The organism is Pantoea sp. PA1 (genome assembly GCF_056856975.1).
In genome coordinates this window covers 399,684-414,651 of the sequence record NZ_JBXGEE010000003.1, presented here as the reverse complement: position 1 = coordinate 414,651, position 14,968 = coordinate 399,684, and the positions used below count along the sequence as shown (strand labels likewise).

Annotated in this window: 14 protein-coding genes; 8 read left to right on the top strand and 6 right to left on the bottom strand. The window is 55.7% G+C overall.

Features of this window, described 5'->3' with window-relative positions:
- Nucleotides 1–3: 3 nt before the first annotated feature.
- The 4 genes from AC1V0D_RS15425 (at nt 4) to AC1V0D_RS15410 (ending at nt 4,694) form a co-directional block, all read left to right on the top strand.
- On the top strand, nt 4–855 hold the full coding sequence (locus tag AC1V0D_RS15425) for a sugar ABC transporter permease (protein ID WP_046102861.1): 852 nt from the start codon (nt 4–6) through the stop codon (nt 853–855).
- Between the two features lie 3 nt (nt 856–858).
- Nucleotides 859–2,052 (top strand): glycoside hydrolase family 53 protein, encoded by a 1,194-nt coding sequence (locus AC1V0D_RS15420; RefSeq protein ID WP_046102862.1) that lies wholly within the window; start codon nt 859–861, stop codon nt 2,050–2,052.
- Nucleotides 2,053–2,093: 41 nt separating this feature from the next.
- Complete coding sequence (locus AC1V0D_RS15415) at nt 2,094–4,154, top strand: beta-galactosidase (RefSeq protein ID WP_111207192.1); 2,061 nt, start codon at nt 2,094–2,096, stop codon at nt 4,152–4,154.
- 225 nt (nt 4,155–4,379) lie between these two features.
- Nucleotides 4,380–4,694 (top strand): PTS sugar transporter subunit IIB, encoded by a 315-nt coding sequence (locus AC1V0D_RS15410; RefSeq protein WP_046102864.1) that lies wholly within the window; start codon nt 4,380–4,382, stop codon nt 4,692–4,694.
- A 105-nt stretch (nt 4,695–4,799) separates the two neighbouring features.
- On the opposite strand, the gene AC1V0D_RS15405 is transcribed toward AC1V0D_RS15410, so the two are convergent.
- Nucleotides 4,800–6,062 carry a maltoporin gene (locus tag AC1V0D_RS15405; RefSeq protein ID WP_046102865.1) on the bottom strand — a complete coding sequence of 421 codons (1,263 nt, stop codon included), beginning with the start codon at nt 6,060–6,062 and terminating at the stop codon, nt 4,800–4,802.
- A gap of 265 nt (nt 6,063–6,327) precedes the next feature.
- On the opposite strand from AC1V0D_RS15405, the gene AC1V0D_RS15400 reads away from it, so the two are divergent.
- Complete coding sequence (locus tag AC1V0D_RS15400) at nt 6,328–7,398, top strand: LacI family DNA-binding transcriptional regulator (RefSeq protein ID WP_285063791.1); 1,071 nt, start codon at nt 6,328–6,330, stop codon at nt 7,396–7,398.
- A gap of 113 nt (nt 7,399–7,511) precedes the next feature.
- Here AC1V0D_RS15400 and AC1V0D_RS15395 read toward each other — a convergent pair whose 3' ends face one another.
- Nucleotides 7,512–8,285: a COG4705 family protein gene (locus AC1V0D_RS15395; protein ID WP_482907715.1), complete on the bottom strand. Its 774-nt coding sequence runs from the start codon at nt 8,283–8,285 to the stop codon at nt 7,512–7,514.
- Between the two features lie 393 nt (nt 8,286–8,678).
- Between AC1V0D_RS15395 and AC1V0D_RS15390 the strand changes: the two genes are divergently transcribed.
- Nucleotides 8,679–9,926, top strand: a complete 1,248-nt coding sequence (locus AC1V0D_RS15390; RefSeq protein ID WP_482907714.1) for a diguanylate cyclase domain-containing protein — start codon at nt 8,679–8,681, stop codon at nt 9,924–9,926.
- Between the two features lie 71 nt (nt 9,927–9,997).
- Here AC1V0D_RS15390 and AC1V0D_RS15385 read toward each other — a convergent pair whose 3' ends face one another.
- Nucleotides 9,998–10,378: a winged helix-turn-helix transcriptional regulator gene (locus AC1V0D_RS15385; RefSeq protein ID WP_482907713.1), complete on the bottom strand. Its 381-nt coding sequence runs from the start codon at nt 10,376–10,378 to the stop codon at nt 9,998–10,000.
- A gap of 98 nt (nt 10,379–10,476) precedes the next feature.
- On the opposite strand from AC1V0D_RS15385, the gene AC1V0D_RS15380 reads away from it, so the two are divergent.
- The gene (locus AC1V0D_RS15380) at nt 10,477–11,205 is read left to right on the top strand and encodes an SDR family NAD(P)-dependent oxidoreductase (RefSeq protein ID WP_482907712.1); all 729 of its coding nucleotides are present in this window, start codon (nt 10,477–10,479) and stop codon (nt 11,203–11,205) included.
- A 77-nt stretch (nt 11,206–11,282) separates the two neighbouring features.
- Here AC1V0D_RS15380 and bla read toward each other — a convergent pair whose 3' ends face one another.
- The gene (gene bla, locus AC1V0D_RS15375; RefSeq protein WP_471803812.1) at nt 11,283–12,179 is read right to left on the bottom strand and encodes a class A beta-lactamase; all 897 of its coding nucleotides are present in this window, start codon (nt 12,177–12,179) and stop codon (nt 11,283–11,285) included.
- Nucleotides 12,180–12,339: 160 nt separating this feature from the next.
- Here bla and AC1V0D_RS15370 point away from each other — a divergent pair, with 160 nt between their 5' ends.
- Nucleotides 12,340–13,209, top strand: coding sequence for a LysR substrate-binding domain-containing protein (locus AC1V0D_RS15370; RefSeq protein WP_111207188.1), 870 nt, complete (start codon nt 12,340–12,342; stop codon nt 13,207–13,209).
- 70 nt (nt 13,210–13,279) lie between these two features.
- Here the strand turns inward: AC1V0D_RS15370 and AC1V0D_RS15365 are convergent, their stop codons facing one another.
- Both AC1V0D_RS15365 and AC1V0D_RS15360 read right to left on the bottom strand, forming a co-directional pair.
- Nucleotides 13,280–13,765, bottom strand: coding sequence for a glutathione peroxidase (locus AC1V0D_RS15365; protein WP_111207187.1), 486 nt, complete (start codon nt 13,763–13,765; stop codon nt 13,280–13,282).
- A gap of 184 nt (nt 13,766–13,949) precedes the next feature.
- Nucleotides 13,950–14,750 (bottom strand): SDR family oxidoreductase, encoded by an 801-nt coding sequence (locus AC1V0D_RS15360; protein ID WP_111207186.1) that lies wholly within the window; start codon nt 14,748–14,750, stop codon nt 13,950–13,952.
- Between the last annotated feature and the right edge of the window lie 218 nt (nt 14,751–14,968).

The window sequence follows — 14,968 nt, the reverse complement described above, 5'->3', positions numbered from 1 at the left end:
GTTATGGCGAAGTCCGGCAGTATTAAACGCGAAAGGTGGATACGCCTGTCGCTGACCTGGCTGGTGGTGCTGGCCGTCTCGACCATCATTATCTATCCGCTGGTCTGGACGGTAGGCGCATCACTGAATGCGGGCAACAGTCTGCTCAGCAGCGCGATCATTCCGGAGAATGCGTCGCTGCAGCACTACCGCGACCTGTTCAACGGCACGGTCCCTTATCTGACCTGGTACTGGAACTCGATGAAAATCAGCTTCCTGACCATGGTACTGACGTTAATCAGCGTCAGCTGTACCGCCTACGCCTTTTCCCGCTTTCGTTTTAAAGGGCGGCAGAATGGCCTGATGCTGTTTCTGCTGCTGCAGATGATCCCGCAGTTTTCGGCGCTTATCGCGATTTTCGTCCTGTCGCAGCTGCTGGGATTAATCAACAGCCATCTGGCGCTGGTGCTGATCTATGTCGGCGGGATGATCCCGATGAACACCTGGCTGATGAAGGGCTATCTCGACTCGATTCCCAAAGATCTGGATGAGTCGGCACGTATGGACGGTGCAGGCAATCTCCGCATCTTTGCAGAGATCATCATGCCGCTGTCGAAGCCGATTCTGGCGGTGGTCGCGCTGTTCTCCTTTACCGGACCGCTGGGCGATTTCATCCTCTCCAGTACCATTCTGCGCACGCCGGAGCAGTACACGCTGCCGATTGGCCTCTACAACCTGGTGTCGCAAAAAATGGGTGCCAGCTACACCACCTATGCGGCCGGTGCCGTACTGATCGCCTTGCCGGTCGCGGTGTTCTATCTGGCCCTGCAGAAATACTTTGTCTCCGGCCTCGCCTCAGGCAGTACAAAAGGATAAATCATGTCACCAAAACGATTATTTCTCGCCCTGGCGCTGGCCTGGGCGACGCCGCTGCTCGCCGCCGGACAGCCAGACATCGCCTCTGCCGGACCGTGGCCTGCCGATTTTATCAGAGGGGCGGACATCTCTTCGCTGGCAGAACTGGAGAAGCAGGGCGCGAAATTCTATAACGCTGCGAATCAACAGCAGGATGCTATCGCCATTCTGAAAGCCAGCGGTATCAACACTATCCGGCTGCGGTTGTGGGTCGATCCTACCGATGACAACGGTCACACCTATGGCGGTGGCGGTAACGATCTGCCGACCACGCTGGCGCTGGCGAAGCGTGTCAAAGCGGCAGGTCTGAAGCTGTTACTCGACATACATTACAGCGACTTCTGGACCGACCCCGGCAAGCAGTTCAAGCCTAAAGCCTGGCAGTCGCTGACCTTTCCCCAGCTGGAAGTAAAGGTGCATGACTACACGCGCGACACCCTCGCCCGCTTCAAAGCAGAAGGCGTGATGCCGGATATTGTGCAGATTGGCAATGAGCTTAATGGCGGCATGCTCTGGCCGGAAGGCAAAAGCTGGGGCCAGAACGGCGGTGAGTTTGATCGGCTGGCGGGCCTGCTCAAGGCAGGCATCAGCGGGCTGCGTGAAAACCTCAGCGATCCGCATCAGGTGAAGATCATGCTGCATCTGGCTGAGGGCACCAAAAACGATATGTTCCGCTGGTGGTTCGACGAAATTGTTAAGCGCGATGTGCCGTTCGATGTGATCGGACTGTCGATGTACACCTACTGGAACGGCCCCATCAGTGCACTGAAAGCAAACATGGATGACATCTCCCGGCGCTACGACAAAGACGTGATGGTGGTGGAAGCCGCCTATGGCTACACGCTGGAAAACTGCGATAGCGCTGAGAACAGTTTCCAGGCCAGAGAGGCGCAGGCAGGCGGTTATCCGGGCACGGTCGCAGGGCAGGCGGCTTATCTGCATGACCTGATCACAGCGGTACTGGCGGTGCCGGATCATCGCGGTAAGGGCGTGGTGTACTGGGAACCGGCGTGGATCCCCGCGCCGGGTAATACCTGGGCCACGCCCGCAGGCATGAAATATATCCACGACGAATGGAAACAGGGTAACGCCCGCGAGAACCAGGCGCTGTTTGACTGTCACGGCAAGGCCCTGCCTTCGCTACAGGTTTTCAATTAACTATCAGCGTTGACGCTGATCTCTTCCTCTGAGGAACAGGTATGAATAAATTTCCCCCGCTCAGCGCCCGGGTTAACCGGCTGCTGCATGGTGCTGACTACAATCCGGAGCAGTGGATGCACCAGCCGGGCATTATTGATGACGATGTCGCGATGATGAAGCAGGCGAACTGTAACGTCATGTCGGTGGGTATCTTCAGCTGGGCTAAGCTGGAGCCGGAAGAGGGACGCTATGAATTTGGCTGGCTGGATGAAGTGATCGATTCGCTCTGGCTGGAGGGAATATCTGTGTTTCTTGCCACGCCCAGCGGAGCGCGCCCGGCCTGGATGTCGCAGGCTTATCCGGAGGTACTGCGTGTGGGGCGCGATCGCATACCCGCCCTGCATGGCGGCCGTCATAACCACTGTATGACCTCACCGGTGTATCGTCAGAAGGTGCAGGCGATAAACAGCAGACTGGCGGCGCGCTATGCGCATCATCCTGCGGTGATCGGCTGGCATGTCTCTAACGAGTATGGCGGGGAGTGTCACTGCGACCGCTGTCAGCAGGCCTTTCGCGGCTGGCTGCAGCGCCGCTATGAGACGCTGGATAATCTGAATCTCGCCTGGTGGAGTGATTTCTGGAGTCATACCTACAGTGACTGGTCACAGATTGTGTCGCCAGCGCCGCAGGGTGAAATGTCGATCCACGGTCTGAATCTGGACTGGCGTCGGTTTATGACCGATCAGGTGACGGACTTCTGTCGTGAGGAGATTAAACCGCTCAGACAGGCGAATCCTGACCTGCCCGCGACCACCAATTTCATGGAGTATTTCTACGACTACGATTACTGGAAGCTGGCATCAGCACTCGATTTTATCTCCTGGGATAGCTATCCGATGTGGCACAACGTCAGGGATGAGACCACGCTTGCCTGTTATACCGCGATGTACCACGACTTGATGCGCACCCTGAAACAGGGCAAGCCCTTTGTATTAATGGAGTCGACGCCAGGCGCAACGAACTGGCAGCCGACCAGTAAGCTGAAGAAGCCGGGGATGCATATTCTCTCTTCCCTGCAGGCAGTGGCGCATGGTGCGGACGCGGTGCAGTATTTCCAGTGGCGCAAGAGTCGGGGTTCAGTTGAGAAGTTTCATGGTGCGGTGGTCGATCATGTCGGTCATCTTGATACCCGCACCGGGCGTGAAGTCAGAGAGCTGGGCCGGATGCTGGCAGCGATGACGCCGGTCATGGGCAGTCGGGTTGAGGCGCGCGTCGCGATCATTTTTGACTGGGAGAGTCGCTGGGCGATGGATAACGCGCAGGGACCACGCAATCTGGGCCTGCATTATGAGCGCACGGTGAACGAACACTATCGTGCCTTCTGGGAGCAGGGGGTGGCGGTGGATGTGATTAATGGTGATAGCGAGCTCAGCGGCTACGATCTGGTAATTGCGCCAATGCTCTATATGGTGCGTGATGGTTTTGCAGCACGGGCCAGGCAGCATGTGGAGCGCGGCGGCCATTTTGTCGCCAGTTACTGGAGCGGCATCGTAAATGAGAGCGATCTCTGTTACCTCGGAGGATTCCCGGGTCCGCTGCGGCCATTACTCGGCATCTGGTCAGAAGAGATCGATAGTCTGACGGATGAGGAGTTCAACGGCGTGCGCGGGATACGCGGCAATGAGCTGGGGCTGAGCGGACCTTATCAGGCGCGCGAGCTTTGCGAGCATATTCATCTGGAAGGGGCGACGGCGCTGGCCAGTTACGAGAGTGATTTTTATGCCGGAACGCCAGCGGTGACCGTAAATCGGGTAGGTCAGGGTAAAGCGTGGTATATCGCGTCGCGTAATGATCTGTCGTTCCATCGGGATTTTTATGGTGCACTGATTAAGCAGCTGGAATTACCGCGCGCACTGCCGATTGAGCTGCCACCTGGGGTGGTCGTTCAGCGGCGTACCGATGGTGAACAGGCGTTTCTGTTTGTGCAGAACTTTACTGGCCAGACGCAGCAGGTGTTATTGCCTGCCGGGCTGAGCGATTTGATTGATGGCACACCCATGACAGGATCGCTGATGCTGGCAGCGTGGGGATGCCGTGTGTTGAGCCGACCGCTGGAATAGGGAGAGCACAGGCTCAGGGGGCCTATGCCCCCATCACTTCAAGAGATGGCATTCTCTGCAGGAAGAGCGGGGTTTTTGCTGTTGATGCAGGGCTGGTTTTTTAGAGGCCGAGGGCAGGAAAAGGCTATCTTCTGCGGGCAGTCACGGCATGGCCCGCTCGTTTTCGTGTATCAGTCGTGAGTGGCGGGCAGCAGCCCGCCTTTTTATCCTCTGAAGGAGAACAACATGGTGAGTCTGAAATCGTTTAAGCAATATTTCAGCCGGCAGCCGATTACGGCACAGGAGGTTGAGATAGACAACGCGCTACTGGAACGGCTTGTCGAGTGCTTTGGCGGGCGTGACAATATTCAGCAGGTGGACGCCTGCATAACCCGGCTGCGGGTGAAGGTGACCTCACTGAAGGCGGTGGATACGGCGGGTTTACAGAAGGCAGGGGCAATTGGCGTGGTGATTCTGGGACAGGAAGTCCATGCGATATTTGGCAGGCAGTCCGACCCGTTGCGTCAGTTGCTGGAAGAACGTTTCTTTCAGCCGGAATGAGGCACTGTTCTGAATCCGGGACAAAAAAATGGATAACCGTCGCCGGTTATCCATAAAGCCCCTGCATAAGAGCTTAACAATGACCCCAGGGAGGCGATGGCGCAGTTACCACCAGGCTTCGACCTGTACGCCGAAGTTCCAGGTGTTATTACTGGTGTTGTCTTTAAAGCTGTGTCCATCTTCTGAGTCATTCAGATAAGAGGCAAACAGGCGCAGTTCCGGACGAGACATAAATTCGGGACCGGCTGCCAGACCCAGTGCCAGCGTATATTTCTGTCCTGCTGCTTTGTAGTCGCTGCCCACTTTGTTTTCATCTTTCTGCCAGAAGCTACCCACTTCGCCGATGCCGCGGACATATTGCGTAAACTGATACTGACCGCGACCAACCAGCGACAGCAGGGTACTTTTACTCGTCTGGGCGGTGATATCGTCTGCTGATCCCCAGGTAAAGACCTGGTTCAGAGAAAATTTGTCGGTGACCGGCAGCAGACCGGTATTGATCACGCGGTAGCCGCTGGCGTTGCGGGTATCGTTATACATGTCATACCAGCCGCCGCCCTGCGAAATCATATTCTGCGCCAGACCTTTATTGGCGTACTGGAAGACCAGTTTCTGGTAGCCGCCCCACATGTCCTGGCTGATTTCACTGGTGAGCATGACGCCATTATCCGCGTCATAGAGACCCCCATATTCCTTCTGTTTGTTGGTGGTGTTTGGCATGGCGTAATCAATACCAAACTCGGTCCAGGCTCCACTCCAGGGTTTCCAGCCGGCATAGCGCAGATCCAGGTAGTTAATGTTGACGTCGTTGTCGCCATCGACGCGGTAATCCACATCATTGGCATCGCCGCGAATCCAGGCAAAAGAGACAGCACCCGGACCCAGCGTGTAGTTTTCGATACCGGCACCCGAACCAGAGATATTCCAGTACTTTGTATCAATAATGTGCAGGTCATGACGCTGATAGTAGCGTTTACCGCCCCAGATCACGGCATCTTTGTCACCCGGCACCAGTCCTTTGATCTGCAGATTAAGCTGGCGCAGGCCAAACTGAGCATCGTCACCGAAGGTGGTTTCGTTATCATTTGAGCCGTCGGAGAACATACTGACCATGGTGTCGACATAAAAACTGACATCATCCTTCTTGTAAACCTCACTGCCCAGTTCGACCTCGCCGTAAGTATCCGCTTCGTTGCCGAGACGGCCGACTTTGTTCTTTTGATACTCTTCAATACCGCCATCCTGCGATACGCCCACCCCACCACGGAGATAGCCATGGAAATCAATGTTGTCGATAGCGGCATAGAGCGTCGGGGAAGTCAGGGCCGCAGCAAGCGCCACGGCAGCAGTACGTAACCTTGTTTCCATGTTATCCTCATTTTTATTTGTAATACGTTCACATGACAGCGGCAGTAAACGCTTTTTGTCAGATGAGTGACAAATAAAATCGCGATAATGTGTGAGATACTGCAAATAAAGCGGCGCTATTTGTAACGATTAGTGAATCAGATCACCAAATCTCAATATGTGAAGGTATTACTTTTACTTTTTATTCATGCAATGTGACAGCGGTGGGCTGGCTGACACCACGGCTGTGATACCATTCCGCCATTGGTCATCAGGGATGCGAATTATGAAATCAAAAAATGCCACCTTAGAGGATGTCGCACGCCACGCTGGCGTCTCGTATCAGACGGTTTCGCGGGTTTTGAATAAGTCGGCAAACGTTTCGGAATCAACGCGGCGCAAGGTGGAACACGCTATTGAAACGCTGCGCTATGTACCTAACAGGCTGGCACAGCAACTGGTGGGTAAGCAGAGCACCACGCTGGGTCTGGTGACCACCTCGCTGGCGTTGCATGCCCCCTCGCAGGTGGCCGCTGCGGTTAAACGTTATGCTAATGCTGCTGAATACCAGGTGCTAATCGCCATGATTGATGAGAACGTCAATCAAAGCCTCCAGGATTGCATCAATGAGCTGAAGTCTCAGCGGGTGGACAAGGTGATCATCAACGTCCCGCTGGAGAGCCACGATGCTGAGCAAATCGTGCAGGAGAATGACGATATCCTTTGTCTGTTTCTGGATGTCGATCCTTACAGCGCGGTGTTTAACGTTTCGTTTAACCCGGCTGACGGCACCCGTGCCAGCGTTAAATATCTCTATGAGCAGGGCCATCGCGAGTTCGCCCTGCTGGCCGGCCCCGAGCAGTCGGTTTCAGCAAATCTGCGTCTGAAAAGCTGGCTGGATACGCTGGAGAGTTACCGTCTGAAGCCCGTCAGCATCAGCCACGGTAACTGGGACGCACAGAGTGGTTACAACGGTGTACTGCAGCTGCTGCGGGAAGCGCCCGGATTCAGCGCACTGCTGGTGGGCAACGATCAGATGGCGCTGGGTGTGCTGAGCGCGCTGCATCAGCGCGGTGTGGCGGTGCCGGGCCAGATCTCTGTGATTGGTTATGACGACACCTATGAAAGTGCGTTTTTTCATCCGGCGCTGACTACGGTGTCGCTGGACCTCGATTTGCAGGGCAAAGAGGCGGTTGCAAGGCTGTTGCTGGCCAGCGAACAGGATGAGCAGCGTTCTTCCTCGATTCTGCCGGCTAAACTGGTGGTGCGCAGTTCAACCGGTATGGCCGGACAGCAGCAGCGGGATTTAAAGCAGATAGCAGAACAACTGCGCCTCATCGCCAGCCGGCTTGAGTAGCCAGCCGGCATATTCCAGGTACACCTGTTAACGGCAAATCCTGAAAAGCCGCCGGTGCAGGCGGCTCTGCCAGGGACTGAAGCAGGCGAGCGCCCGTTTTCCCGGTCGTGCGGTTAATGCGCGGTGGCGGTTTTCGCAGCCGGGCGCTGTGGCAGCAGCACCAGCAACGCGATGATGATCAGGCCCAGCGTCAGCGAGGCACCGTAGCGACTCAGCGCGAGCCCGCCCGAGGCAAGCGGTTTATCCAGAAAATCGCCCACCACTGCACCCAGAGGCCGCGTAAGGATAAAGGCCGCCCAGAATAGCGCCGTGCGCGAAAGCGAGGTAAAGCGACTCGCAGCCCAGATAAGCGCCAGCGCACCCGCAAACAGCAGAATACCGCCATCGTAACCCAGCCCTTCACTGTCTGCCGCCCAGTCACCTAATGCCGTGCCCAGCGTCTGGGAAAACATGATGGTCACCCAGTAGAAGGTCTCAGTGACGCCATTGTTCACCGAACTGACCGCCACCGTGCCGCAGGTTATTTTCCAGAGAAACAGAGAGAGGGTCAGCAGCGTGATTAGCAACAGAGTGCCGCCCGGATAGCCAATATTCAGGGAGCGGTCGGCAAAATCTGCCAGCGTGGTGCCCACCGTGGTGGTTGCCACCACGGTGAACCAGTAAATCCATTTATTGAAACCGGGACGGTTAATCTGCACCACCACCGCGACCAGAAAGATAATGGCGAAAATCAGCGTACCGGTCAGATATCCCAGATTCATTGACATAGTTACCGCATCGCCGCCGGTTTCACCCAGGGTTGTCGCCGCGATTTTGGTTAACCAGAATGCCGCGGTTACGGCAGGCACTTTACTCAGAAAAAGCGATGCTGTGTTGTTATTTTGCATAGGGTCACGCTCCGGAAAAAGCCCAATATGAGCTAACAGAGCAGGGATGTTATAAGAGTATTCTTAAGGAAAGATGAAGCGCCGGAAAGTGGGGCAGTTAACGCGACAGGGCTAAAGATTCCGGCCTGATGAGCCGATAAACAGGAGCTGATATCTCAGAGACTGCACCCTGTCATAAACGTTCTGCGCACATCCCTGTAAGCATCCCGGCCTCAGAAACAACGGCCAGCCAGGTCCGGGCGCCCGCCATGCGCGATGGCCGGTTTCGCCTCAGGCTCACCCAGTGACTGTCGCCTCCTGCCGCGTCAGACGGACATTTACGGTTATAATCAGGTCTGTAGCGACGAGTATTGAGCTTGTTTAGTATCGTCAGCAACATCGGAGTCGGCCGCCATGAACTTAATGATTAAACCCTCTTTCACAGCCGTCTGGTCTACAGACGCGCAGGGTATCTGCGTTGCCAGTCAGGAAACACCGGCTGGCCTGATGCCTGCCCTGAAGGGGGTGACGCTGAGTTCCTGGCTGGAACTGGCGCAGGCTGACGATGATGCAAAGATCGCGCTGCAGCTGACCGCGGCGCTGGAATATCTGACCCCTTTCTACTTTGAAGTGCCTATCCACTGTCTGGACGGCGAAACACGCCGCGTCGTGGTTTCCGGCCTGCCGGAGAGTCTGCCTGGCACCTCCCACCAGAAGTACAACGGCTTCATACTGGATGTGACTGCGCAGCGTAAAGCGCTGGAGGATGCGGTGCGCACGGCGGCGGAATATCGCCTGCTGATCGAGAACAGTACCGATCTGATTGCCCATTGTGATGCGAATGGCAGATACGTCTCGATCTCGCCCTCCTACAGCGAAATGATAGGCTGGAGACCTGAAGAGGTGGTTGGTCAGTTGGTGGTCGATTTCCTGCATCCTGACGATCGCGAATCTGCCTCGGCAGCGCTGGCACATATCTTCAGCGGCGGAACGCTGCCGGATGTGGTTGAAGTACGTAAACTGCATCGTGACGGTCACTACCTCACGCTGGGCACCAAAGCCTGTGGCGTCAGCAATCCCTCTTCAGGCAAAAATATCGGTGCGGTGCTGGTTTCGCGTGACATCACGCGTGACAAGGAAAGGATGCGAAATCTCGAAGAGCTGGCGACCCGCGACCCGCTGACCGGGCTGCCTAATCGCGCCTGGATTAACGAGCAGATTGGCCGAATGCTGGCGGAGACAGAGGACCCGGCTTTCACCACGGTGATGTTTATCGATCTCAATGGATTCAAGGCAGTGAATGATCTTATGGGCCATGCGACAGGGGATGCCTTACTGCAGCAGGTCGGTGAACGGCTGCAGCGCTGCATGCGCCCGGGCGACTCGGTGGCCCGGATGGGCGGCGATGAGTTTATTGTGGCCGCAAAGTGCAGTCATCGCGGGGTGGCATCGGCCATCGCCCTGCGCATTATTGACAGCCTGGAGGCCCCCTTCGTCATCGATAACATGGACGTGCGCATCGGTGCAGCGATTGGCATCAGCCTGGCCCGCTTCGGAACGGCAACGGCGAAAATGCTGTTCGAGCGCGCCGACAAAGCGATGTATCAGGCTAAAGCCCGCCGCGATGGCTCCTATCAGTTTTTTGAGCAGGCAGCCCTGTGATCACTGGCTGTACAAATCCTGTCGGCCGCTGCGCTTAGCGCCATCTCACTCCTGTCTCCCGCACTTGAAGATCACGTCTGCTGTCCCGGCTCACGCTCCTCATACCCCTCCTGAGCCTGCTGCATGGTTTCGCCATGTTGCTTCGCCCAGTTGACCAGCGCGACAAACGGGTCCTGCAGGGTTCTGCCCAGAGGCGTGATCGCATACTCCACCGCGACAGGTGATGAGGCGATCACGTGCCGGCTTATCAGTCCGTTTCGCTCCAGACGGCGTAATGCCTCAGTCAGTGATTTGTGGGTAATGGGATCGAGCCTGCGCTTAATGGCATTAAATCGCGACGGCTGTGAGCACAACACGGTCAGGATTAACACCGACCATTTGTTGGCAACCTGTTCCAGGATCGGGCGGGTACTGTTGATCTCTGCCAGCAGAGCGGTGATATCGGTGGCCATGCGGTTTCCTCAAGGATATCTGATGTACATCAGGTGCGTAATTGACACTAAATATACGAAATGTATCATCCATCGTTCAACCTCTTTACGGAGTGGCAATGATGAAACTGAGTGGAAAAGTTGTTCTGGTGACCGGTGGCAGCAGCGGTATTGGTCTTGCCATCGCTCGCCGTTTTGTACAGGAAGGCGCACGGGTTTTTATTACCGCCCGACGCGAAGCTCAGCTGGCAGAGGCGGTTACGCTAACCAGCGGTCAGGCTGAAGCGATAGCGGGTGACCTGACGGATGCCAGCGATCTCGCACGTTTGTTCGGGACGATTCAGGCCAGAGCCGGTCGCCTCGATATCCTGGTTAATGCTTCAGGTGTGGCTGTACCGGCAAACCTGGATGAGACCTCAGCAGAGCATATTGACCTTATTTTTGGTCTGAACGTTCGTGCCATGGTGCTGACGGTACAGCATGCTGTCAGGCTCATGGAGGAGGGAGGGGCCATTCTGCTGATCGGTTCCATCGCGGGGGGAATCGCCAATCCGGGTTATGGAACCTATTCTGCCAGTAAGGCCGCTGTTCGCGCTTATGCCCGTACCTGGAACAGCGAACTGGCACCGCGCGGTATCAGGGTCAACACACTCAGTCCGGGCCCGACGGATACGCCGATGTTCGACCAGGCCAGCGATGAGCTAAGGCAGGCACTGAGCGCGCGAATACCGGCAGGGCGGCTGGGCGATCCGGATGAAGTGGCTGCAGCGGCCCTGTTCCTGGTCTCGGACGAAAGCCGTTACATCTGCGGCAGCGAACTGGTGATTGATGGTGGCATGACGGCCTGACGGCCCTGTGCTGAAACCGGTAAACCGGCCGGCCAGGGCCGGTTTTGCTCACAGAACAGCTCTGAACCTGTCCGTCTTTATTGCTGGACAGCGTCCGCAATCACTCTGGCTGCGCTGGCGAGCACATCTTTACGCGCGGCGGCGCTTTTATCGTGCTGCGTAAAGTAGGTGGTCAGGACGAGGGGGGCGTGATTTTTCGGCCAGATAACAGCGATGTCATTGGTGGTGCCGTAGTCGCCACTGCCGGTTTTATCGGCCACTATCCAGTCTGCCGGAAGGCCCGCTTTAATACTGGCTGCCCCCGTGGTATTGCCCTTCATCCAGGCTGTCAGTGTGGCTTTCTGATCGTCTTTAAGCGCAGAACCTAAAATAAGTTTGTTAAGACTCGCTGCCATCGCTGAAGGGGTAGTGGTATCGCGAGGATCACCCGGAATCGCGGTGTTGAGGCCTGGCTCGTTTCTGTCCAGCCGGAACGTCGTATCACCAAGGGTTCGCGCAAACTGCGTGGCATACTGCGGACCGCCCAGATACGCCAGCAGCTTGTTCATCGCCGCGTTATCGCTGTATTGCAGGGCCGCCGCGCTCAGCTCCGCGAGGCTCATTGCCGAACCGATATGCTTCATGGTGACAGGATTGTAATTCACCATATCATGCTGACTTATATGAATTTTCTTATTAAGTAAAGTATCAGCATTTTTATTTTTTTTTAACCCTTCGCTCTTTTTTAATATCGCAGCAACGGCCATCACCTTACTGGTACTGCATAGTGGAAATCTTTCGTTGCCGCGCCAGGAATATTGCGCACTATCAGACGTATCAATGACGGCCAGGCCGAGCCGGCCTCCGGATTGACGTTCAAGTTTCTCAAACTGATTGTTCAGGGATTGCTGATCGAAAGCCGCATGTGCTGACGCTGAACATCCCGCTGCGGCGAATAACACTATTCCGGCCAGGCGATTTTTGAATTTATTCATTATTAAACGTTCCCTATACAAAAATTAATTAAATCTGAATTGTCACAAGGCCGTGACTGAATATCGTTCCCCTTAATTACGGACTCCAAAATAAATCAGTTTTACGGCGAGTCAAAACGGTATAAATTGATGCCAGTCATAACTTTTTCTGGGGGCTATAGTGAAAGGGGATATTCCGCTTAACGCTCTGCGTGCATTTGAAGCCTCTGCCCGCCACCTCAACTTTACCCGGGCAGGCATGGAACTGTTCGTTTCGCAGGCGGCGGTCAGCCAGCAGGTCAGGCTGCTTGAAGAGAGGTTAGGGATCACATTATTCAGAAGGCTTTCGCGTGGTCTTGAAATGACCGATGAGGCGCGATTGCTGTTTTCTGAGATTTCTGATGCCTTTCATCGGATTGAGAAAGCCTATCGTCAGTTTGAGGGGGGAGAAGTCAGGGAGGCGCTCACGCTCTCCTGTGTCGGCACTTTTGCACTGGGCTGGCTTCTGCCGAAAATTGACGATTTCCGGCAACGCCATCCCGCTATCGAACTGAGTATTCAGACCAATAACAATGTGGTGAGCATCGCCGGAGAAGGTGTCGATTTTGCTATAAGATATGGTTCTGGCAACTGGTCGGCATCACATAATCAACTGTTGTTTGACGCTCCGCTGACGCTATTATGCCGGCCAGATACGGCGAAAAGACTTAACCGGCCTGAGGATATTACGGGCGAAAATTTATTGCGCTCTTATCGTCATGAAGAGTGGGAGAACTGGTTTGCTGCGGCGGGTATTCCCCCCTTCAGAATTAACGGGCCTGTTCTGGATTCATCGCGTCTGATTATTGATGCCGTATTGATTACCGGGGGCGTTGCGCTGGCACCGGAAATCATGTTTGAACCGGAAATAAAAGGCGGACTGCTCGTCAGGCCTTTTGATATTTATTCCGGCAATGACGGATACTGGCTGACCTGGCAAAGAGCCCGGAAAATGACGCCGTCGATGCAAATATTCCGTGAGTGGATTATTCAGACCATTATCAGACAGTAGCGCCTGATATCGCGGCGCTTCAGAACAGGGCAGAAACCTGTCGGCGGGCTTCGATCTTCAGAAGGCACGCTCATCGCCCTGGCAGCGCAGCGACAATGGCCGACTCCATCTTCTCCGGGGCGGTGATGGGGGCGAATCGTTTTAGCGGTGTGCCGTCGGATCCAATCAGGAATTTCGTGAAGTTCCACTTGATTCGGCCACCCGGAATGCCGGGTAACGCCTCTTTCAGATAACGAAACAGCGGGTGTGCCGCGGCTCCGTTGACCTCCACTTTGCCGAACATCGGGAAACTTACGCCGTAATTGATGTGGCAGGTCTGTGCGATATCGTCAGCACTGCCGGGCTCCTGCCTGCCGAACTGATTGCAGGGGAAACCCAGTATCACCAGTCCCTGATCGGCATATCTGCGATAAAGGGTTTCCAGGCCAGCATACTGCGGTGTGAACCCACAACGGCTGGCGGTGTTGACCACCAGCACCGTCCTGCCTGCGTAGTCTGCCATGGAGGCCATCTGACCGTTCAGCAGCGGGGCCGTGAATTGATAAAAGGACGTCATGTCGGAAACCTCAGAACAAAACCGTGTAAGGCGCGATTGTCGCATGGCGCAGCGGGCGGATCACCTGCTGAGCGGCAGTCACCGCAGAGACAAACGCCCGGAGAATGCACTGCTTCGGGCGCCGGTCACTGCCAGGGGGGCGGATAAGACCTGCCGCCCTGATCCTCTGCGCGAGGCAGAGGAATCAGCCGTTGTCGCGGAATCCGGGATAAAGACTCATGCCACCATCTATAAAGAGCGTCGTGCCATGAACGTAATCGGAAAGATCGCTGGCAAGCCAGACCACCGCATTCGCCACATCTTCAGCCGCACCGATGCGGCCATAGGGGATCAGTTTTAACAATGCTTTGCCCGCCTCACCCTGAGTGGTCTCCTCATTGATGGCGGTCGCGATAGCGCCAGGCGCAACCGAGTTAACGCGGATACGCGCCTCACCCACCTCCTGCGCCAGCGTCTTCATCAGCAGGTCTACGCCGCCTTTGGAGGCGGCATAGTTAACGTGTCCGGCCCAGGGAATGAGCTGATGAACCGAACTCATATGAATAATCTTCCCTGCCGCTCTGCTGATCTCCGGACTGTGTCCCTGATCGCGGAACTGGCGCAGCGCAGCCCGCGCACATAAAAACTGCCCGGTCAGGTTTACATCCAGAACGGTATTCCACTCCTCCAGTGTCATATCGATTGAGGGGGCATCTTTCTGCAGGCCTGAGTTAGCCACCAGAATGTCCAGTCTGCCAAACTCAGCAAGGGTCTGCGCAAAGAGATTGTCGACATCTGCCTCTTTCGACACGTCGCCTTTCACCGCGATGGCACGACCGCCACCGGCCCGGATTTTTTCTGCCAGCTCTTCGGCAGGCTCGGCCTGACTGTGATAGTTAATGACCACAGCGGCCTCTTCCCTTGCGAGGGCTTCTGCACAGGCATAGCCGAGGCCTGAACTGGCACCGGTCACCAGCGCAACCTGATTTTTGAGAGATAGATTCATGAGGCTTCCTTATTCAGTAAAGAGTCAATTTATGTTGTGACCGGCCGTTCTGTTCTGTGCGTCACTCAGCGGGAGCTGCGCCGTAAGAGGCTGGGGCACTCAGCTGTTTTTTGCCGCCAGTCTCTGCGTGAGGCGGAACCGCGACCTCTCGCTGCCACGATTAAAAAGGGCGCAGGGTGATGAATTACTGAATTATAGATGCGAAGTAGAGGCTTAGC

Coding starts and splice junctions, on each gene's coding strand:
- AC1V0D_RS15425 (WP_046102861.1), top strand. CDS start 4: ATGGCGAAGTCCGGCAGTATTAAACGCGAAAGGTGGATACGCCTGTCG.
- AC1V0D_RS15420 (WP_046102862.1), top strand. CDS start 859: ATGTCACCAAAACGATTATTTCTCGCCCTGGCGCTGGCCTGGGCGACG.
- AC1V0D_RS15415 (WP_111207192.1), top strand. CDS start 2,094: ATGAATAAATTTCCCCCGCTCAGCGCCCGGGTTAACCGGCTGCTGCAT.
- AC1V0D_RS15410 (WP_046102864.1), top strand. CDS start 4,380: ATGGTGAGTCTGAAATCGTTTAAGCAATATTTCAGCCGGCAGCCGATT.
- AC1V0D_RS15405 (WP_046102865.1), bottom strand. CDS start 6,062: ATGGAAACAAGGTTACGTACTGCTGCCGTGGCGCTTGCTGCGGCCCTG.
- AC1V0D_RS15400 (WP_285063791.1), top strand. CDS start 6,328: ATGAAATCAAAAAATGCCACCTTAGAGGATGTCGCACGCCACGCTGGC.
- AC1V0D_RS15395 (WP_482907715.1), bottom strand. CDS start 8,285: ATGCAAAATAACAACACAGCATCGCTTTTTCTGAGTAAAGTGCCTGCC.
- AC1V0D_RS15390 (WP_482907714.1), top strand. CDS start 8,679: ATGAACTTAATGATTAAACCCTCTTTCACAGCCGTCTGGTCTACAGAC.
- AC1V0D_RS15385 (WP_482907713.1), bottom strand. CDS start 10,378: ATGGCCACCGATATCACCGCTCTGCTGGCAGAGATCAACAGTACCCGC.
- AC1V0D_RS15380 (WP_482907712.1), top strand. CDS start 10,477: ATGATGAAACTGAGTGGAAAAGTTGTTCTGGTGACCGGTGGCAGCAGC.
- bla (WP_471803812.1), bottom strand. CDS start 12,179: ATGAATAAATTCAAAAATCGCCTGGCCGGAATAGTGTTATTCGCCGCA.
- AC1V0D_RS15365 (WP_111207187.1), bottom strand. CDS start 13,765: ATGACGTCCTTTTATCAATTCACGGCCCCGCTGCTGAACGGTCAGATG.
- AC1V0D_RS15360 (WP_111207186.1), bottom strand. CDS start 14,750: ATGAATCTATCTCTCAAAAATCAGGTTGCGCTGGTGACCGGTGCCAGT.